Annotated in this window: 20 protein-coding genes; 4 read left to right on the plus strand and 16 right to left on the minus strand. The window is 37.6% G+C overall.

Going from position 1 to position 21,154, the window contains the following annotated elements; all coding sequences use genetic code 11:
* The first annotated feature begins 46 nt into the window (after window positions 1-46).
* A complete protein-coding gene (locus IPJ83_12265; GenBank protein ID MBK7881320.1) occupies window positions 47-1,717 on the plus strand; it encodes a formate--tetrahydrofolate ligase in 1,671 nt (556 codons plus the stop codon).
* A 271-nt stretch (window positions 1,718-1,988) separates the two neighbouring features.
* Here IPJ83_12265 and IPJ83_12270 read toward each other — a convergent pair whose 3' ends face one another.
* From IPJ83_12270 to IPJ83_12295, 6 genes are all read right to left on the minus strand, one after another.
* Window positions 1,989-2,198 (minus strand): alkylphosphonate utilization protein, encoded by a 210-nt coding sequence (locus tag IPJ83_12270; GenBank protein ID MBK7881321.1) that lies wholly within the window; start codon window positions 2,196-2,198, stop codon window positions 1,989-1,991.
* Between the two features lie 160 nt (window positions 2,199-2,358).
* The gene (locus IPJ83_12275) at window positions 2,359-5,265 is read right to left on the minus strand and encodes a T9SS type A sorting domain-containing protein (GenBank protein ID MBK7881322.1); all 2,907 of its coding nucleotides are present in this window, start codon (window positions 5,263-5,265) and stop codon (window positions 2,359-2,361) included.
* Window positions 5,266-5,285: 20 nt separating this feature from the next.
* Window positions 5,286-6,974, minus strand: a complete 1,689-nt coding sequence (locus IPJ83_12280) for a DUF1501 domain-containing protein (protein MBK7881323.1) — start codon at window positions 6,972-6,974, stop codon at window positions 5,286-5,288.
* 18 nt (window positions 6,975-6,992) lie between these two features.
* Entirely contained in the window at window positions 6,993-8,576 is a 1,584-nt protein-coding gene (locus IPJ83_12285) for a DUF1800 domain-containing protein (protein ID MBK7881324.1), read from the minus strand.
* A gap of 169 nt (window positions 8,577-8,745) precedes the next feature.
* On the minus strand, window positions 8,746-9,399 hold the full coding sequence (locus IPJ83_12290) for a CoA transferase subunit B (protein ID MBK7881325.1): 654 nt from the start codon (window positions 9,397-9,399) through the stop codon (window positions 8,746-8,748).
* Between the two features lie 11 nt (window positions 9,400-9,410).
* Window positions 9,411-10,109, minus strand: a complete 699-nt coding sequence (locus IPJ83_12295; protein ID MBK7881326.1) for a CoA transferase subunit A — start codon at window positions 10,107-10,109, stop codon at window positions 9,411-9,413.
* An 85-nt stretch (window positions 10,110-10,194) separates the two neighbouring features.
* Here IPJ83_12295 and IPJ83_12300 point away from each other — a divergent pair, with 85 nt between their 5' ends.
* Window positions 10,195-11,232: an aminotransferase class I/II-fold pyridoxal phosphate-dependent enzyme gene (locus IPJ83_12300; GenBank protein ID MBK7881327.1), complete on the plus strand. Its 1,038-nt coding sequence runs from the start codon at window positions 10,195-10,197 to the stop codon at window positions 11,230-11,232.
* A 226-nt stretch (window positions 11,233-11,458) separates the two neighbouring features.
* Entirely contained in the window at window positions 11,459-11,668 is a 210-nt protein-coding gene (locus tag IPJ83_12305) for a hypothetical protein (protein ID MBK7881328.1), read from the plus strand.
* Between the two features lie 52 nt (window positions 11,669-11,720).
* On the opposite strand, the gene IPJ83_12310 is transcribed toward IPJ83_12305, so the two are convergent.
* From IPJ83_12310 to IPJ83_12320, 3 genes are read right to left on the minus strand one after another with little or no spacing between them, the layout of a single operon-like run.
* Window positions 11,721-12,299 carry a bifunctional nuclease family protein gene (locus tag IPJ83_12310; protein MBK7881329.1) on the minus strand — a complete coding sequence of 193 codons (579 nt, stop codon included), beginning with the start codon at window positions 12,297-12,299 and terminating at the stop codon, window positions 11,721-11,723.
* A 49-nt stretch (window positions 12,300-12,348) separates the two neighbouring features.
* A complete protein-coding gene (locus IPJ83_12315; GenBank protein ID MBK7881330.1) occupies window positions 12,349-13,299 on the minus strand; it encodes an electron transfer flavoprotein subunit alpha/FixB family protein in 951 nt (316 codons plus the stop codon).
* A gap of 8 nt (window positions 13,300-13,307) precedes the next feature.
* The gene (locus IPJ83_12320) at window positions 13,308-14,048 is read right to left on the minus strand and encodes an electron transfer flavoprotein subunit beta/FixA family protein (GenBank protein ID MBK7881331.1); all 741 of its coding nucleotides are present in this window, start codon (window positions 14,046-14,048) and stop codon (window positions 13,308-13,310) included.
* A gap of 58 nt (window positions 14,049-14,106) precedes the next feature.
* On the opposite strand from IPJ83_12320, the gene IPJ83_12325 reads away from it, so the two are divergent.
* Complete coding sequence (locus IPJ83_12325; protein ID MBK7881332.1) at window positions 14,107-14,430, plus strand: hypothetical protein; 324 nt, start codon at window positions 14,107-14,109, stop codon at window positions 14,428-14,430.
* Here IPJ83_12325 and IPJ83_12330 read toward each other — a convergent pair.
* The 7 genes from IPJ83_12330 to ribA all read right to left on the minus strand — a co-directional run bounded on the left by IPJ83_12330 (window position 14,427) and on the right by ribA (window position 20,958).
* A complete protein-coding gene (locus IPJ83_12330) occupies window positions 14,427-15,377 on the minus strand; it encodes a phosphoribosylaminoimidazolesuccinocarboxamide synthase (protein MBK7881333.1) in 951 nt (316 codons plus the stop codon). The two genes, IPJ83_12325 and IPJ83_12330, sit on opposite strands and share 4 nt — an antisense overlap.
* 13 nt (window positions 15,378-15,390) lie before the next feature.
* Window positions 15,391-15,819, minus strand: a complete 429-nt coding sequence (locus IPJ83_12335; GenBank protein MBK7881334.1) for a hypothetical protein — start codon at window positions 15,817-15,819, stop codon at window positions 15,391-15,393.
* A 60-nt stretch (window positions 15,820-15,879) separates the two neighbouring features.
* Window positions 15,880-16,743 (minus strand): RNA polymerase sigma factor RpoD/SigA, encoded by an 864-nt coding sequence (locus tag IPJ83_12340; protein ID MBK7881335.1) that lies wholly within the window; start codon window positions 16,741-16,743, stop codon window positions 15,880-15,882.
* 91 nt (window positions 16,744-16,834) lie between these two features.
* On the minus strand, window positions 16,835-18,985 hold the full coding sequence (gene pnp, locus IPJ83_12345) for a polyribonucleotide nucleotidyltransferase (protein MBK7881336.1): 2,151 nt from the start codon (window positions 18,983-18,985) through the stop codon (window positions 16,835-16,837).
* A 122-nt stretch (window positions 18,986-19,107) separates the two neighbouring features.
* A complete protein-coding gene (rpsO, locus tag IPJ83_12350) occupies window positions 19,108-19,383 on the minus strand; it encodes a 30S ribosomal protein S15 (protein ID MBK7881337.1) in 276 nt (91 codons plus the stop codon).
* Between the two features lie 218 nt (window positions 19,384-19,601).
* Entirely contained in the window at window positions 19,602-20,369 is a 768-nt protein-coding gene (mazG, locus tag IPJ83_12355) for a nucleoside triphosphate pyrophosphohydrolase (GenBank protein MBK7881338.1), read from the minus strand.
* Window position 20,370: 1 nt separating this feature from the next.
* On the minus strand, window positions 20,371-20,958 hold the full coding sequence (gene ribA, locus IPJ83_12360) for a GTP cyclohydrolase II (GenBank protein ID MBK7881339.1): 588 nt from the start codon (window positions 20,956-20,958) through the stop codon (window positions 20,371-20,373).
* Between the last annotated feature and the right edge of the window lie 196 nt (window positions 20,959-21,154).

A 21,154-nucleotide genomic window follows, 5' to 3' on the forward strand; every position in this document is an offset into this window, starting at 1 on the left:
GGATTAATTTTTGCAGATTTGGGACTAATTACAAACAAACAAATTTATGAACTCAGATATAGAAATTGCGCAATCCATTACTCCTCAGCATATCAACAAAATAGCCCAAAAACTGGGTATACATGAGGATGATTTACAGCTGTACGGAAAATTTAAGGCCAAGTTACCGCTCGATTTAATCAATGAGGACAGAGTAAAACAATGCAAATTAATTCTGGTATCTGCCATCTCCCCTACTCCAGCTGGTGAAGGTAAAACCACAACTTCCATAGGTCTTGCCGAAGGTCTTAACAAAATCGGTAAAAAGACAACTGTAGTATTGAGAGAACCTTCTCTGGGACCTGTCTTTGGCATAAAGGGTGGTGCTACCGGAGGAGGTTGGTCCCAAGTACTTCCAATGGAGGATATTAACTTACATTTTACCGGAGACTTTTCCGCAGTTGAGAAAGCACACAACCTACTCGCTGCTTTAATAGACAACAACATACAAAATAAAAAATTCAGTTTGGGAATTGATCCTCGTACAATTGCCTGGAAACGGGTGATGGACATGAATGATCGATCACTCCGTAAAATCACCATTGGCCTGGGTGGAACCGGTAATGGTATCCCAAGAGAAACAGGATTCGACATAACAGCTGCTTCTGAGATTATGGCAATTCTTTGCCTCTCTAAAGACCCTGAAGACCTAAAGCGAAGAATGGGAAATATCTTCATTGGCACAACACTGGACAGAAAACCTATTTTCGCCAAAGATCTAAAAGCAGAAGGGGCCATGGCAGCTTTACTTAAAGATGCCATAAAACCCAATCTTGTGCAAACCATTGAAGGAAACCCGGCAATTATACATGGCGGCCCATTTGCAAATATCGCCCAGGGAACAAATACCATTATTGCCACAAAAATGGGTATGTCGCTTTCAGATTATGTAGTTACTGAAGCTGGATTTGGCTTTGATCTTGGCGCTGAAAAGTTCCTGGATATTAAATGCCGCACAGCTGGACTATCCCCTAACGCAGTAGTAATTGTAGCTACTGTGAGAGCACTTAAATATCATGGAGGACAGTCTCTTAAAACATTGGGAGAAGTTAACCCTAAGGCAGTTGAAAAAGGTTGCGCAAACCTTGAAAAGCATCTGGAAAACGCAAAATCTTTTGGTCTGCCTGTAGTTGTTGCCATAAATAGGTTTGACAAGGATAGTGATGAAGAGTTGGCTGTAATTAAGAATAAATGTGAAGCTTTGGGAGCGGAAGCTGTTTTCTCAGAGGTGTGGGCTAAGGGTGGAAATGGCGCAATAGAGCTCGCCACAAAAGTCGCAGAAAAAGCAGACCATTGGAATACACCTTTTATCCCCGTTTATGAGTGGGATTGGAAATTGGAGGATAAAATTGAGGCCATTGCAACAAAAGTTTACGGTGCTGGGCGGGTAGAATATTCAGGAGATGCTAAAGCGGACATCAAAAGAATTAATTCTCTAGGATTTGGAAGTTTACCGGTATGTATGGCGAAAACCCAAAAATCTTTATCGGACAATCCGGATTTAATTGGTCGTCCTAGAGATTTTACACTTACGGTTAGGGAAATTGAATTGGCTGCAGGTGCTGGATTTGTGGTTCCAATAACAGGAGAAATGATGCGTATGCCAGGTCTTCCAGATACTCCGGCAGCTGAGTTAATTGATATTGATATAAACGGAAACATAAAGGGACTTTTCTAAAAAATTGTATCCCTTCACTTATTGTCCAGCACAATTAAGCCGGCTGGCATGTGCAGTGCTTTGACCGATCCTTACTTGTAAGATTTTTTCTGTCGGGTAGAGCAATTTTTCGAATCTTTGCCTCAATCCAATTTAGGGAATAAGAATTGCTATTCCAAGTCAATATACCATCAAATATAACGCTTCAGGCCTGGCTTACATAAGCAGAATAGATTAATCAAAAATCCAGTAATTTATAGAAGGAAGAAAAAATAAATTAAAAAGCTACTAACTATGCCTTCTTTAAAAATTCTGTCCGGAGCACAATACTAGATCCGTTGATCTTGCAATCCACTTCATCTGGATCTTCTGTTAATCTGATATTTTTAACTTTTGTTCCTCTTTTAATAACTTGGGATGACCCTCTTACTTTTAGATCTTTTGTAAGTGTTACAGAATCCCCATCGGCGAGAATATTGCCATTACTGTCTTTAACTTCCATGCTTTTACATTATTTACAAGACAAATCTACCTGTTGTCAAATTGAGCTGCAAAGATATTAAGTATGAACAATAATATTACACGTGCAAGTAAAACAAGAGCATAAGAATTTTACAAATCGATTAAAATAATATGGAATTACAATGTAAAATCTGCTCTTACTATATCTTAATTACTTTAACCACTCCATTGAAGTCTTTATTTCCAACCTTTATCAAATATAGTGAAGGATTATAAGAAACCAGATCAACAAGCAGATGATTAACCCCAGAATGAATACCAATTTTTTGCGACTTCAAGACTTGACCCGAAATATTTAAAATTTGAAGATCAGCTGTATTCTGTTGCCCTACAGCATAAAAACTTAAAATCACCTCTCCACTTGTTGGATTTGGTTGAAGCATTAATTTGATGTCATTGCTGGATTCATAAGTTGAAAGAGGCACACAATCCACAATGCCAGATTTCACCAATCCACACCCAAAGGCGTCTAATAATTCTACAGTATAGTTTTGCAAATGCTCTAAAGTATCTCCGGGCTGGTTGCCTATATATTTAATTCCTCCCGCTTTTGAATTTCCATCGACCAATAACATTGCTTTTCCATTTGTGCGATTGAATTCATCACGCAGACAAATGTAACTTACATTAAGAGACGGCCTTGAATATGCACATGAATCAAAATTGCAATTTATTGTTCCTTTTAAATCCTGACTACAACCGGCATCATCCATAACTTTTACACGAAATGATTGTCCCTGATCGAGTAAATCGTCCGATTTATTTCCTTCAAGGAAATAATTGCCCAGATGACCGCTAACGTCAACGTTCAACTTTGCTTTCAATAATGTATCAATGCAATCATAAGTTAAATTAATTTTCAAAGCGGATTGGCTACAATCAAAAGGTGGGCAATATATTTTACCCTCTTCGATAACATAACAGGAATCTGAATCAATCACAATAATTTTATAAACATCCCCATGTTTTAAAGTACTTCCATTGGCTGTGCCATAAAAATAGTAGGCCCCACTTCCTCCTTTTCCGTTTATACTTAACATCACTTCACCCGTCTGGCGACCAATACTGTCTTTTAAACATGTTGTCAACAAATCAATGTCAAGTGAGGAATTCTTACATCGGGATGGAGATTTACAAGTAACCTCCAATGAGGCAAAATCCCTACAACCTTTGGCATCTTCTACAAAGGCTTCCACTTTTTGGCCAGGATAAAAAATATCTGTAGCATCAGGTCCGGTATATAAATAGGATCCACTTCCTCCTTGTACATCATAGATCACTTTTCCTAATACACCATGTAAACAATCAAGACTTAAATTAAGATTTAGTTTATCAAAAGCTTCAGTTTTACTCAATTCATCGATTCTCACACATAAATTTCCTTCACCTGGTTTCAAAGGATGTGTAGCGGCAATAATTTGTAAATAATAGGTTTGACCTGGCGTTAAGTCTGCCACACGTATAAAACCATTACAAGGATCAGGAGCTTGTCCACATTCCCGTTCAATCAACGCTGAGCACGTTCCTCCGTAAACAGCCCAATGATAAACAAACTGTGCGTCGATACGCAAAGCGACAGACTTTTCAGAGGGAGCAACAAACTTATACCACACATCGGGAGCCGAATACACAACACAAGATGGTTTAACTGCACTCAAATTGTTGTTTTCAAAGAGGATATTGTTGCAGTTTTTATTCAAATCAATCGCGGTCGCAGTTGCACACAAATCATTTTGTGGTTTAGTGCTTATTTTTTCTTTTACCTCCAGGCACAGCTGTCCTTCTATTGTCGCAAAATAACCGGAAATTTGAACAAAATATTCTGTCCCGGCCTTGGGTGTAAAACTTAGTGTATTCCCCAAATCTTCTACTGCTACTTCTTGCAAAGAATTGCAACTTCCTTTATAAACAGAAATAACCTCGGCAAAATTTGCTTTGCTTACAATCTCATGTACTTGATTTGACACTGCAACGAAGCTATACCAAACATCTGCTCGTGATCGAAGATTTAAAGAAGGCAAGGTGGTTTCTGTTCTGGCATTCAAATTACTAGCCTGAACACAAGTTCCATTAACCAGAACTACAATTTTGTCGTTGCATAAATCATGGGCAGGCTTAGGTTTAGAATTGGGTATTGGTTTGAGTGAAACACAATGGGTTCCGGTTTCTGCGCCAAAATCATTTATTTTTCGACTAAATCTTAAATAATATGTCTTTCCGGAATTGACATTTAATTCCAAAAGTTCCCCTTCAAATCCAAATTCATCTTTATTGGTACAACTGATTGCTTGCAATGCGTTGCAGGTTCCTTCAAACACACTCAAAACATTGTTGTATGATGAAGTTCCGGAAATCTCTAATAACCCGGTGAAATCAGCCACATATTTATACCATACTGCGTTTGTATAATCTCCACTGCAACTCACTGTGACTGGTTGTTGAGAAAAGTTAGCTGCTATATGACCCGGAATGCAAGCATCATTAGACTTTAGTGTAATAGACCGATTACAATCATTGTTATCAGGACTAAGAATGAAATTATCTATTGCTATTTTAGTTCCAAAATCATTCACTGTTGATTCATAATCCATCGTAAAACTCACCGTATTCGCAGTAGATGGAATATTTAGTACAGTACCTACAGAAGTATAATCTCTGAATTCAGTAGGAAAAGTCCTTATCAGCACATTTCCACTACCTGTATTCATATAAAGATTAAGTGACGAAGCAACAGGTTTATAATACTGCATATCAAAAACCACATAATATCGATCAAATCCACCTATCTTAAAAGAAGGACTTATCAGTTGAAATTTTCTTCTGCTGATATCCAAACGATCAGTTTGGTCGTAACTCACCATACAGCGCCCGTCAGGTATAACCATTTGTTTATTTTCCTGAATATTGAAGTTATAATTACCAACAATGGACTTAAAGATCCACCCTTGAGGTAATGAACAACTGCTAAAATTCTCCACACTAACAAGATTCTGACTATAAACAGGAAAAGCCAGAACAACCAAAAGAAAGAAAATATTTCGTTTCATATGTTTCAATTGGAATTGAATTAAACAATTACAAATCTTCTCAAAAAAGACTTTCCGCCAGCATTAAGCTGATAGACATATTCCCCGGGTGGAATTTTCCACTTTAAGGGATCGCAAGGAATGGTGTAGGAACCTTTAGGTGCAAAATTGTCAAACAATTTTGCAAGTGTCATTCCATTTAATGATTTAATATAAACTTTTACTTCACTTGGTATCTGAATAGAGAACTTAATGTCAGTAATTCTATTATTTGTCGGATTTGGATTATGGCCTAACAAAATCGTATTAAAATTTGATCCTTTTGTAGCTCCACAAGGTGAGTTAAATAAATCCATGCCCTGATATGGTTTACCCATGGTATAATCTACAAGCTCACCATCCAAGCATAACCAGTCTTTTAATACTGTAGAAAACATATGCCGGTAGTCTGTTGCTTTTTGTGTCTCATAATAAACCACCGTATCCCCATTTTTTAAAACTTTATCGTTTAGATCTATAGGATTTCCTTTAAACCCACCTTTAACTCCATCACCAAACATCATCAATGGAGAAAGATTACCATGATCAGTACCCATTGACCCGTTTTCTCTAATGGTACGTCCAAATTCTGAATATGTCATGGTGGTTACATTACTTTGTGCATTGTCAGCCTTCAGGTCGTCATAAAATGCTTTCACAGAGTTTGCCACATCACCCAACAATCTCATATGATAATCTTTTTGCACAGTATGTGTATCAAAGCCATCTATATTTACAAGAAAAATTCTTGTACCAAGTCTACCCTTTATTAACCGAGCAATGATTGCTAACTGCTCAGCTAGCCTACTGGTAGTGTTTTTGGGATAGGCTACTTTGTTGGATGTCTTATTGTATGCAGTGGTAACAGTTTGGGAATATCGAAGTGAGTTGTTCGTCAATTGTCGCAAAAAGGCTCTTTCTTCACCCTGAGGACATTCGCCAAATCCTTCAGTTTCATATAGTTTTCCAAATGCAGCAAGGCGATAAAACTCATTTGGATCATTAAAAACCAATTCCATTTGTTGATTTCCCGGCGAAGTAAAAATTCTGTCTGTACTATAACCAATTCTCAAAGCAGGAGGCACTGTTGGAGGAGTCTCAGAAAAGGAAGGGAAATCCTGATCTAGATAGCGGCCCATAATACCTGAGTTTATACGCTTGTCATGCGTATCATCTGCTGCAGTGGACCACAATTCAATTGAGGTAAAATGGGAATAATTTTGGTCCGGGTAACCTACATTATGCAAGACAGCCATTTTTCCTTCATTCCATAAAGGCATAAGTCCTGACATTGTGGAAGGCAAAGCAAATTGTGTTTCACCAAATCCAGAAAGAAGGTGCTGATCATTATAATCCGTACCATGTTTAAGACCAATTGTAGGTCTTAATTTTAAATACTCGTCTTTTCCGGCTGAAGTGGAATAAGGTACGATCATGTTCAGTCCATCATTCCCACCGAACATCTTAATCATCACAAGAATATTCTCATCACCAGGTGCTATGGCAGCATTCAAACCCCCTGCCATTAGAGGACTAACTGATAATCCACCCAGCAACATGGTACCTAATCCTGCTAGACCGCCAGTCATTAGAAATTGCCTTCTGTTCCACAAGATGTGTTCTTCATTATGAGCCAACCCGAGATCCGGGGTGAATTCTGAAGGCTTTTTATTTATTTTATCGTGAGACATAGATAATTCTTTTGAAGCTTATAATAATTGGTATTCTGGTAAGGTGATTAGGTATTTCATCAAATTAGCAAATTGCCTTGGCACATCTGTTAGATCCAAACTCCAGGTACCATCTACAAAGTAGTTGCTTGGCACCCCGGATTTAAATACTGCAATAGCATTTTGTACAATTTCTTCAGGAATGTCTAAAGTGAAGAAATACTCTATAACTTTTCGTACTATTAAATCAGGATCTTTAGAATTTTCGGAAAGCACTTTCAAAAATTCTCTATACTTTAATTTAGTAGAATCATAAGGCAAATAATAATCAATGTGATCTCGATTGTAACGCCATCGATTTACCAAAACAAATTCACTCAACCAAGATCTATATCCCTGCCAACCGGCCACATTAATAGGATTAAACAAAGTTTGTCCCAGGTTTGCTGTTTGGTTGTATATCGCCCCCATTGCATCCCTGTTTAAGTTATTGATCGGGTCAGTCTTTCGCTGCCAATCGTATAAGAAATAATCTTCGTCTATTTTTAAATCCAAGGAACGATAGAAATGTATGATATTATCAATATTACTCTTAATGACAACACCCATATTTTCCTCCTCAAAAAAATGCTCACTCTTAAATAGAGTTTTCAGCACTTCCATGATGTCCCATTTTTGCATAAAGACCTGAGCCAGACCAGTAATAATTTCCTCGGGCGGAAATTGATACATGTAAAAACGATAAATCTTTGTACAGATAAACCTGGCTATCTCATTTTTCTTGACATCAAAAATTGTATCGTGTACAAATTTATAATCTGGATTTCCATCCGTTGTGGTAGAAGGTGTAAAACTACGCCCCAACACTCGCTTGTTCCCAAAATCATGCCTGTTTTTATCAAAGAAAAACTGACCATAAATATTAGGCTCTATGTAAGATGTATTGTTACGATAAGCGTATAGATACCATCCGGTCAGAGCGCGAGCGACTTCAGCAACATCTTTCTCTGAATAATTACCTTCACCCATGGTAAACAATTCCATGAGTTCACGAGCATAGTTTTCATTGGGCGCATTTTTTGTATTCAATCGCCCATCGAGGTAATGGAGCATGGCTGGATTTCTTCCCATGTCTTCCACAAAGGTTTTAAAATTACCTAAAGCATTTTTATGTAAGGCATAATAATACTGAAAAACCCATGTAGGATAATATCCATAATTTTCTGCGCCTGTCACGAAATGATTTGACCAAAAAAGCACAAGTTTATGTCTTACGCCTTCGCGAATCATCCCATTAAACCACATTTGCACCAATTCTAAAAACTTATAGTAGGTGACTGTCCCATCCGAATTAAAAGTATTCTCCGTGGCCCATTGGTAAGTGTAATCTATTGTACTGACGCCAGATCTTTTTTCTCCAGGCAAGGGATGATCCTTAGCTGTTTGGAGCAAATAGTCTATGATTACACCTGGCTTATTGGCTTTTGCTGCCTTAATCAGATTAATGGGTGCCCCATTGCATAATTTGTTATACAAATGATGTATTCGTCTTTCATTCCAGGGTTTTTCAGCTCTTGGTACATAGGGAGTGAGATCGCCTTTAAGACATGGATTGCTTGGCATATTTTGAACAATTTTACAGCCCACAATATACTGCTAAAAAATTGAAACAACAATGAATGGCAGCATTTTATACGGTGAGAAATAAAATTTAAAAACGATTTAATTGTAGAATTCCAAATACACAACTCTATTGAAATTTTAAAATTAAATCTAAATAAAGCAAAATTGTTCAAAATCTCATTTCGGGAATATCTCCTTCTACTATTAGCCTACCTTCTGTGGACTCGATAATATGTTCAACACTGACTCCAGGTGCGCGTTCAATCAACTTAAAACCTTCAGAGGTAACATCTATTACGGCAAGTTCGGTTACAATCTTTTTTACACATCCTACACCAGTTAATGGCAGTGTACATTGTTTCAACAATTTGGATTCCCCAGCTTTATTAACATGCATCATAGCCACAATGATATTATCTGCAGAGGCTACGAGATCCATTGCCCCACCCATTCCTTTTACCATTTTACCTGGAATTTTCCAGTTGGCAATATCTCCTGTTTCGGACACTTCCATAGCGCCCAATACAGTCAATTGCACATGTTGTCCTCTGATCATGGCAAAGGAGGTTGCTGAATCAAACAAACTAGCTCCAGGCTTAAGTGTCACAGTCTGTTTTCCTGCATTGATCATATCAGGATCTTCCTCCCCTTCGAAAGGAAAAGGGCCCATACCTAAAATCCCATTTTCAGATTGAAACTCAACGTGAATACCACTTGGAATATAATTTGCAACTAAAGTTGGAATTCCAATACCCAGGTTCACATACCAACCATCTCTCAATTCCTGAGCTATTCTCTTAGCTATACCTATTTTATCAAGCATAATTTGTCCATTTATGATTTTGACCGAACAGTTCTTTGTTCAATTCGCTTTTCGTAACCACTTCCTTGAAAAATCCTTTGAACAAAGATTCCAGGAGTATGTATCATGTTAGGATCTAGGGATCCGGGCTCCACTAATTCTTCTACCTCTGCAATAGTTATTTTTCCTGCCATCGCCATCATCGGATTAAAATTGCGAGCAGTTCCTTTATAGATTAAATTGCCAAATGTATCACCTTTCCAGGCCTTCACAATTGCAAAATCCGCTGTTAGTGCAGTTTCTAAAATATGCGGTTTTCCGTTGTAAATTCTGACTTCCTTACCTTTAGCGATCTCTGTTCCGTACCCCGCCGGTGTAAAAAAAGCAGGAATTCCTGCTCCTCCTGCCCTACAACGTTCTGCAAGACTACCTTGAGGAATTAAATCTACCTCAAGTTCACCTGAAAGCATTTGTCGTTCAAATTCGTCGTTCTCTCCTACGTAAGAAGATATCATCTTTTTGATCTGCCTTTGTTGTAGGAGTAAGCCAAGTCCAAAATCATCTACACCCGCATTATTCGAGATACAGATCAATTTATCGATTTTCTTCCGCACCAAAGCTGCAATACAATTTTCTGGAATTCCACACAATCCAAAGCCTCCTAGCATCAACGTCATTCCACTTTTTATATCGCTGATCGCATCATCTGGTCCATTTACCACTTTATTCATATTTTGCATTTGATTTTTGGTCAATAACAATGCAACAAAGTTGACTGATTTCTACAATATTTTTAAATAATGCCATAAAATTATCATGAACTATAGAATCAATTTGATAAGTGACACAGTTACTAAACCAACTTCCTCCATGCTGAAGGCTATGTTAGAGGCAGAAGTTGGCGATGATGTATTTAGAGAAGACCCCACGGTCATAAAGTTGGAAGAAAAACTCTCAGGGATGTTTGGACTCGAATCTGGATTGTTTTGCCCATCCGGAACCATGGCGAATCAAATTGCGATCAAAGCACACACAAAACCCTTGGATGAAATGCTCTGTGATATACATTCCCATGTTTTTCAGTTTGAAGTAGGTGGTTATGCTTTTCACAGTCAAATCGCAGTAAATATTTTGCATGGAGAAAACGGCATCCTGAACGGGAACATGATTGAAGAAAATATTAAGGCAAAGTTTGATTGGTTGCCCAGAACCAAATTAGTGGTTATAGAAAATACCGTAAACAGAGCAGGCGGACAAGCATATAGTCTGGAACAACTTAAAGATGTATCTCGCACTTGCAGAAAAAATGGCCTAAGTCTTCATTTGGATGGGGCGCGTATTTTTAATGCTATGATTGCTTCCAAAACTACTCCAAATCAGATAGGTCCATTGGTGGATTCCATTTCAATATGTCTTTCGAAAGGTCTTGGCGCTCCAATTGGTTCTGTGCTTATTGGGAACAAGCCTTTCATTGAAGAATGTCGGCGGATAAGAAAAGCAATGGGTGGCGGGATGAGACAGGTTGGTATATTGGCTGCCGCAGGAATTTATGCATTAGATCATCATCTGGAAAAATTAGTTACAGATCACGTTCATGCAAAAAAAATAGAAGAAACGCTTTTAAAACAGAGTTATATCAGTAAGGTTATACCCGTACAAACAAATATAATCATCTTCGATCTTGCGGAACACATTTCTACTGATCTATTTATAAAGACAATGCGTGATCATGAAATAAATTGTACAGGGTTCGGAAAACGTTCAATCCGGCTGGTGACACATTTGGATATTTCTGAATCCATGGTTCAGGAGGTTTGTGAAACTTTGAATAAAATTACATTCAAACAATTTTAGTCAACTTTTTGAATAATTCCGTTTTAAACTCTTGAATTTCTATCCCAATTCAAATTACCGTCAAATAAGTTTTAGTTGGCATTCGCAGCCAAATGCATATAGAATGCAAGTTCCATGCACAAAATGACCTGCCGTTCATTACTGGCTTAGCCATCAAAATCCATTCATTCATAGTGTGATTTTTTACTTGTGATATTCCCTTAGACACAAAATACATCTCATTAAAATGAAATTAAAATTAGTGTTAAAAAAAAAAGACTTAGAACTGATTAAAAATAAACTCAAAAAAAGTGTCGTAAAAATTATTGGATTTTTTCAAAATCAGATAAATACTAAACAACAATTGTCCAAATTAAAAAGCAAATTGGAGAATAGCGAGAGAAAAATTACAATAAAATTATCTAAAAAAGCTTCGGAAAAGAAAAAGGGGGTATAATTTCTATTGTGCAAAATAAATTAAAAAAAAGGGTGAATTCAATGTTGAAAAATCATTTCCTTTTATTGATCTCATCCCTAATCTTTGCAGCCTTTTCGTAATCTTCGTCTGCAAGTACTTGTTGCAACATTTTATTTAATTCTTCTGTGGAGAATTTTTCAAAACTAGCCTCTGATCTACCTTGTTTTGTTGAACCGCCAATTTTTACTTGATCTTCAACATCTTCAAGAATAACCCCAGCACTTTCCATTATAAACTCATAGGTGTAAATAGGACAATTAAATCTTACAGCCATCGCTAAAGCATCAGAAGTGCGAGAATCGATTTCTATACTTTCCTCATCCTTTTCACAAATTAATTTCGAAAAGAAAATTCCTTCCACGAGATCGTTGATGATAATTTCTCTTATTTCGACACCGAAAGAGGACAACGCGTTCTTGAATAGATCATGTGTTAAAGGTCGGTTTGGATTCATTCGCTCTAATACAACTGCAATAGCCTGAGCTTCAAAACCACCAATAACAATTGGAAGCCTTCTATTTCCTTCCACTTCTCCCAACACCACAGCATAATTCTGGGTCTGCGTCACACTGTGTGACAATGCGATGATTTCAAGCTCTATTTTACGCATTTGATCAGCCCCCATGTTCCTTAGTTAATTTATGAAAAAGTATTTTTAATTATGCAGTTTTTGCCTTCCTTATGGCTTCATTAAGTTTTGGAACCACCTCAAAAAGATCTCCACAGATTCCATAGTCTGCAGCCTTAAAAAAAGGTGCTTCCGGGTCCTTATTAATAACGATAATGTTTCGAGAATTGTTTACCCCGGCCAAATGTTGAATGGCCCCAGAAATACCAATAGCAATATAAACATTTGGTCTGATGGCTATTCCAGTTTGCCCAACATGTTCATGGTGGGGCCTCCACCCTACATCCGCAACAGGTCTGCTACAGGCAGTTGTTGCGCCAAGCAAATCAGCAAGCTCTTCAATCATATTCCAGTTGGATGGATCTTTCATTCCCCTTCCTGCAGAAACTACAATTGCTGCTTCAGTCAATGGTGTTTTTCCTTTAACTAATTTTTTCTCAACTGTAGTTATTTTAGATTCCGATAAAATAATATTTATAGGTAGTGTTGATGAAACTTCATTAGTGGTGGGATCTGCTGAAATACTGTTGGGCACAACGGTGACAATTCCCCCATCTTGATTGAATCCATAAAAAGCAAAAGCTTTTCCGGAAAAAACTGTTTTTTTGAACAAAAGTTTTTCCTCTTTTATAACCCCTACAGCTCCTGAGATTAAGCCTCTACCACTTTTCACAGCAATTTGGCCTGCAACAGTCTTACCCATACTGGAATGACTTAAAAGAAAATAATTTGGTTCCAATTTCACAATTGCCTCAGATAGTGCATTCGAAATTTGATCACTTCCACAATTTGCCGCACCGGTAATTTGATAAACTTCTTTAACACCAAAAACCCCTAAATTTATTGTAAGTTCTTGGGTTCCAAAATAAATTGCCTTTACCTCTCCGGAATTATATGAAGAGATGGTTTGGGCAAAATTTAAGGCCTCAAGGCTGCTTTTTTTTGGTTGATAATCATTGTGTTCTATAAAGACTAAGATCATATTATGGATTAAATAATTTTTAAATCATTTTTTAAAATCGATACCAATTCATCCATATTGGATGGGTCTATCATTCGGACTGAAGTTTTAACAGGAGGCTGCTCAAACCGACTAACACTCACTTTTTGCACAGAAGAAACAGGGGTAATTACTTCCAATGGCTTCTTTTTAGCATCCATGATTCCCTTCATATTTGGGATTCGCTGTTCTGCCAAACCTTTTGCTGCAGAAAGAATAAATGGAAGGTTAACTTTAAGCACCTCAACCCCTCCTTCGATTTCAACTTGAAGCGTAGCAGTATTTCCTTCCAGTTCTAAGTGATTAGCATAGGACAAAAAAGGAAGATTAAGCATGGCCGCAAGCAAAGCCCCCATTTCAGAACCGTTGTGGTCAATAGTCTCTTTACCTAGAAAAATAATGTCGTAATTCTTAGGACCTGCATAGGCAGCAAGCTGAGTTGCCGTATCCATTGAATCAAGGGGTTCTTTGTCTATCCTAAAAGCAGCATCTGCACCAATTGCAAGCGCTTTTCTTAAAATCATTTCAGAACTTGAGGTACCAACATGAACAACATCTACCTGGCCGCCAAACTTTTCTTTCAATTCTAAAGCCCTCACTAAAGCATACCACTCATCATAAGGGTTCATAATAAATTGAACACCATCTTCAACTAAACGAGTTCCACTGGCATCAAAACTGATTTTGGAAGTGGTATCGGGTGTTTTACTAATACAAACTAAAAGATTCATCAGATAAAATTAGAGTAACAAAGATATGTGTTTAATTTGTGATACATTTCCAAAAAATATGAATAGGTTAGACACTTTGAATCAATTACTTAAGAAAGACCCAAAAAGCAGTTTCCTCTTATTTGCCATTGCAAAGGAATATGAAACACTTAACGATTACCAGAGTGCTGTAAAATTCTATAAAGAACTATCCATTAATGACCCGGATTACACAGGCTGCTATTACCACTTTGCTAAAGCATTGTTTAAATTACAATACAAAAAAGAGGGCATGGAAATCATTGATAACGGTCTTGTTATCTGTACCAAAAACAATCAGCTCCATGATCTCTCAGAATTAAAAAATTTAAAAATGAATTTACTTATTGAGGATTACGATTAGTCTAAAAGATTGATGAGATTTCTTTTAATTCGAGCATTTACATCTTCCAAAACCGGTTTCTCAAATTGTTTGCCTGTAATTTTTTCATACAAATCAACATACCTTCTGGATATTTCCCATACAAATGCATCTGGCATATGTGGCATAAGTTGCCCTTCCTTCCCTTGAAAACCATGATCCATCAGCCATTCCCGGACAAATTCTTTGGACAATTGAATCTGTGGTTCTCCATTTAATTGTCTCTCCAAATAGCCTTCGGATAAAAAGTATCTTGAACTGTCAGGGGTGTGTATCTCATCCATCAAGACTAAATCATGATCGTGATACCCAAATTCATATTTGGTATCCACCAGGATCAATCCTTGTTTGTTGGCTAATTCCTGCCCCCTTTGGAACAGCTGTATGCTAATCTTATAAATTTTGTCCAGCTCATTTTTTGTCAGTATTTTCCTTTCCAGAATCTCTTCATAGGAAATATCTTCATCATGCCCTGCCGAAGCTTTTGTGGTTGGTGTAACCAAAGGGTTGGAAAATCTATCAGATTCGTTCAACCCATCAGGCATCGTTACCCCACAAATTTGTCTTTGACCAGTTTTATATGTACGCCAGGCATGTCCAGCTAAATAACCTCTCACCACTAACTCTATAGGCACGGGATTACATTTAATTCCAATTGAGACATTTGGATCAGGACTTGATTTCAACCAAACTGGACAAATGTCTCTTACCGCATCTAAGAAATAACATGCAATCTGATTAAGCACCTGCCCCTTATAAGGAATTGGCCTCGGTAAAATGCAATCAAATGCAGAAATTCTATCTGTGGTGATCATTAACAACTCATCTCCAAGGTCATAAACATCCCGAACCTTGCCATGATAAAGAGAGCGTTGATTTTTAAAAACATAGTCAGTACTGCCGAGACAGACTTTTTCGGGTAAAGTCATAAATTTAAAAGTCTTAAATATTTCTAACCAAATTCCGGTCAAGGATAATATCCTTAAGCTCTTTTAAAGCAGCATATTCATGTGGAAGCACTTTCTTAAAAGCCTCTTTGGAAGCTAAATAAACTCCGGAACTCAGATCCGGAATAAGATCTTTAATCTTTCCCTTAACTTTATTAATGTCCTGGCTGATTAGGCTTCGGATCCTGGGAATGTCATGATAATCCCCTTCTATTGCCACATTATGAATGTTTTTACCATCCGGATCTTCAGATTGAAATTGAATGATTGAATCCAATTGAGAAAGAGTATGATGATCCAGATGGTATTGGCCCTCAACAAAATTAACTTGATTTTGAGTGGGATTTTGTTGCAGCAAAAGGATTTCTAATCCTTTTTCATGCATTCGGTATACAATTAGTCTAATTTGATTTCTTACCGTCATGTGGCCAAAGTTATATCTTTTTTACATATGATAAAAACTAGTCCTACAAATAATTAAAAACTAGTTAAAATGTTTATAACTTGACCTACTAAAATTCCTCTTTAATCTTCGAAATGCGTGTTCTCTTACTTGTCTGATGCGTTCTATGGACATATTGTAAAGCCTTGAAACCTCCTCCAGGGTTTTGCTACCTCCCCCATCCAGTCCAAAAATTGCAGTTATAACTTCCCTTTCTCTTGGCGCTAAATTGCTCATGGCTGATTTAAGATCATTCTTTAAAGACTCATTTAAAAGATTTAGATCCGGGCTTTCTTGATTCTCATCTACAAGCAGGTCAAGAAGTGCTAAATTTTCACTATCTCCTCCCATAGGTTCATCCAAAGAGCTATGCCTACCACCTGAGGCTAAAATGCTCTCAACTGCAACTGCATCCATATCTAAAATTTCACCCAACTCAGCTGCACTAGGCTCTCTTTCATTATTCTGGAGAAATTCCTGGTGTGCGGTATTAATTTGCTTTACAAGGCTAACTTTATTGTAAGGAAGTCGAATCATCCGGCTATTCTCTACAATAGCTTGTAAGATGGATTGACGTATCCACCATACGGCATAGGTTATGAATTTAAATCCTTTCGTCTCATCAAACCTTTTTGCTGCCTTGAGCAAACCTACATTGCCTTCATTGATCAAGTCATTCAAAGAAAGGCCATTGTTTTGGTATTGTTTGGCCACAGAAACCACAAAACGTAAATTTGAAGTTACCATTTTATCTAATGCTTCCTGATCACCTAATTTTATCCGTTTGGCTAATTCAACCTCCTCTTCGGGTGAAAGGACATCAAGTCTGGAAACTTCAGTTAAATATTTTTCCAAAGCTTCGCTTTCACGATTTGTTATTTTCTGAGAAATTTTTAGTTGACGCATAGGAAATATTGGCTTACAGATATATAAGCGACAAAGCCACTAAAAAGTTTCAGTGTTAAAAAACTTTGGAAATAAAAAAATAAAATCAGATTTAATTGGCAGCTTCAATTAGGCTTCCATCTTTATTGTACAAAACCTTTCGGGATAAGCGCAATTTTCCAGTTTTAGGATCAGTCCCAATCAACTTAACTTTGATGGCATCTCCAACTTTAAGTGCATCTTCCACTTTTTCCAATCTGGCATGCGTAATTTCACTGATGTGCACTAATCCGCTTTTACCATAAAAGTCAACAAATGCACCAAAAGGCATTATGGTTACCACTTTTGCATCAAAAACATCCCCTACCTGAGGCACGAAAGTTATTGCCCTGATCATGGCTACTGCAGCTTCGATCGCTTCTTTATTATTGCTGGCAATATTTATAACCCCCTTGTCTCCCACCTCTTCGATATTGATCTTAGTGCCAGTTTTGGCTTGCATTTCCTGAATGATTTTTCCTCCAGGTCCAATAACCGGTCCTATAAAACTCTTCTCTATGATCATTTCTACAATTCGAGGAGCGTGAGGTTTGAAATCAGATTTCGGTGCTGAAATGGTCTCATCCATTTTATCCAAAATATGAATTCTGCCCTCTTTGGCCTGTAGCAATGCTTGCTCCAACAATTCATAGGACAGCCCGTCAATTTTCATATCCATCTGGGTACCACATATGCCTTTGCGGGTACCAGTTATTTTAAAATCCATATCCCCCAAAGCGTCTTCATCGCCGAGAATATCTGATAAGATGGCAAATTTTCCATCTTCCGCAATCATGCCCATTGCAATTCCTGAGGCTGCTGCCTTGATAGGAACTCCTGCATCCATTAAAGCAAGTGAGCCTGCACATACAGTTGCCATGGAAGATGATCCATTGGACTCCAAAATATCAGAGACTATTCTTACAGTATAAGGAAAATCTTTAGGCATCACTTTGCGTAAAGAGCGTCCTGCGAGGTTTGCATGTCCAACCTCCCGTCTACCAGGACCTCGCATTGGTTTTGCTTCACCTACAGAAAAAGGTGGAAAATTATAATGAAGGAAGAATTTTTCATCATAAAGTTCTAAAGCAGTGTCTACCATCATTTCATCATCCTTGGTACCAAGAGTAACGGTAGTTAAAGATTGTGTCTCTCCCCTGTTAAATATTGAGGCTCCATGAGGAGCAGGCAAACAATCGATTTCTGACCAAATAGGTCTTACTTGGGTACTTGTTCTGCCGTCTAATCGTTTCCCACTCTCTAACACCATTTTACGGACCAGACTTTTCTTAATCTTGTCAAAATAGTACTCTACAAATAATTTTTTTTCGGTCATGTACTCTTCTCCTTTTTCAGCTAAAAGAGCTTCTTTGTAATCCTTAAAAATTTTATCGAAAGCTTCTTTTCGACTGGACTTATCCAATGATGAAGAGGCAACTTTATTTATTGAATCAGTAAGCGCTGCTTCCATAGCTGCTTTCAATTCAGGATCTTCTGCTTTTGGTGTGAGTTCTCGTTTAACCGAAACCTTTGCGCCCAGCTGGGCTGCCAATTCTAACTGTGCCTTGCATTGTAATTTAATTGCTTCGTGGCCAATCTTTATAGCCTCTATCATATCATGTTCGGCACATTCATTAGCTTCTCCCTCCACCATCATCAGGTTTTTCTCTGTGGCGGCAACGATAATGTCCAACTCAGCGTCCACAAGTGCACTTTTTGCCGGGTTAATTACAAATTCCCCGTTAATCTTTGCCACTCTTACAGAGGAGATCGGCCCGTCCCAGTTAATATTTGAACAAACGAGTGCAGTAGAAGCTGCTAGCGCTGCAAACACATCCGGCAAAGTGTCCTTTTCTCCGGAAAGCAGAGTAATGATAATTTGAGTTTCATTCATGTATCCATCGGGAAACAAAGGACGGATAGGACGATCTACCAATCTCGAAATGAGGATTTCGTAGTCATTTAATTTTGTTTCCCTGCGAAAAAAGTTACCTGGAATTCGGCCGGCTGCGGCAAATTTCTCCTGGTAATCCACAGAAAGTGGGAAAAATGGTTGATTTTCTCTAGGTTCTTTAGCAGAAACTACACTTGCAAAAAGTATTGTATCTCCGCAACGTACCACAGCTGAACCATCAGCCTGAGTCCCTAGTTTTCCCGTCTCAAGAGTAACTACCCTTCCATCAGGTAAATTAAAGGACGTAGAAAAAGGAATTTGTAATCCCATGATAATTGTCTTTAATATAATTTATTCAATCACTCGCACCAGTGACGCTCATTAAAATAGAAAAAGGAAAGCCTTCAGCAGATTAAAACACAATACAAACTATTGAAAAACAATAGATTGTATTATTTTCTTAGGCCTAATTGGTCGAGGATCTTTCTGTATCTCTCCAGATCGTTGCTGTGAAGATAGTTGAGGAGTTTTTTTCTTTTACTTACCAGGTTTAACAAGGTTCTTTTGCAGGAAAAGTCCTTTCTGTTAGTCCTGAGGTGGTCCGACAAAGCCTGAATTCTGAAAGTAAACAAGGCAATCTGGCCTTCACTTGAACCGGTATTAGTGGCTGAACCACCATACTGATTAAAAATTTCCTCTGTTTTTTCTTTAGTTAAATAAGCACTCATTGTAAAAGTATGTATTAGTTACCAAATGTGATCCCGAAGATCAGTTTTAGCGGGGCAAATATAGATAAATATTTGATAATGAGAAAATTTTTAGACAGGATGAAAATAAAATCCCAAGAGATTTTATATAAAAACCGGGTAAAATTCATGTAAAAACTATTTCCAGTAAATGACCTTCTGAACCTAAAGCTTAAGTTTCAATATTCTTTCCTGCCGTGTTATTCCATGCCTTTCGCCTCCTCCCACAATAGATCCATCTCGTCTAAACTCATATCTGAAAGTGGCTTTTGAGCAATACGTTCAATATACTCAAACCGTCGAATAAATTTACGATTGGTTTTTTCAAGTGCAGTTTCAGGGTCAATTTTAAGAAACCGTGCATAATTGATTAGAGCAAAAAGCAGATCACCATATTCATCCTCAATTTCTCCCTGAGTGCAATTATTTTGAATATTCGTCTGCAACTCAATCATTTCTTCTTCCACCTTAGCTTTAACCTGACCTATATTATCCCATTCAAAACCTACCTGAGCTGTTTTTTCCTGAAGTCTTAGTGCTTTGATCATAGCAGGGAGAGACCTGGGCACGCCAGCTAAAAGACCTGTTTTTTTTTCTTGTTGTTTTAATTTTTCCCAATTTTTCTTGACCTCCTCCTCATTTTCCACTTTAGTATCACCATATATATGGGGATGTCTGTGTATCAATTTAGCAGAAACTCCCTCAATCACATCCTGGAGGTTAAAATGATTTCCTTCAGAACCTATTCGTGCATAAAAAATGATGTGTAACAATACATCTCCCAACTCTTCCTTAATTCCGTTAAAATCCACTTTGATAATCTCATCTGCCAACTCATAAGTTTCTTCAATGGTGAGACTTCTTAGACTTTGAATGGTTTGTTTCTTATCCCAGGGACATCCTTCTCTTAATTCATCCATTATCTTGACTAGTCCAAGAAATGCTTGTGAAAGTGTTTCTCTATCCATGTTATTCCTGTGGTAAATGATGTCCCATTTTCTCTCGTTTCGTCCTTAAGTAAGCTTCATTATAATTATCCAGAGGTTTGATCATTGGAAATAACTCGCTAATCTCAATCCCATTTGACTCCAGGTACGTTTTTTTTAACGGATTATTGGATATTAACCTCACACGGTTAATCTTCCATTCTTTAAGAATTTTAACTGCCGGATCATAATTTCTTAAATCAGAATCAAAACCTAATTTGTGATTGGCTTCAATGGTATCATATCCTTCATCCTGCAAGGCATAAGCACCAATCTTATTGTGCAGCCCTATTCCTCTTCCTTCTTGTCTTAAGTAAATCAACATTCCCCCAAATCGCTGAATGAGATCAAGACTTTTGCGAAGTTGAAAACCACAATCACACCTTAGGGAGCCAAACACGTCTCCGGTAAGACATTCAGAGTGAATACGCAACCAGACTGGCAAAGTATTATCCAAACCATCATTAGTGACTAGTGCGATATGTGGGTTGTTGGGGTCATCAAAAGCATAGCTATAAACCCTAAAAGCTCCACTTTCGGTAGGTAAAAAAGCATCTTTTACATCTGTCATTTCGGCAAAAACTGATATTTAAACCCAAACAAAGCCATTTGGGTTTAAAAAAGTGAGTTGAGTTTTGGTTACTAGTGGCTTATCCCTTTCTAAAGGAACTTTTGCCTTGCCACAATGACAAAACCGTACAGGTAAGCAATACGGTTGATACAATACTGAAAATCAACATGATTAGCCGTTTTGTTTGCTTGATTTA

The organism is Candidatus Vicinibacter proximus (assembly GCA_016713905.1).
Classification (GTDB): Bacteria; Bacteroidota; Bacteroidia; order Chitinophagales; family Saprospiraceae; genus Vicinibacter; species Vicinibacter proximus.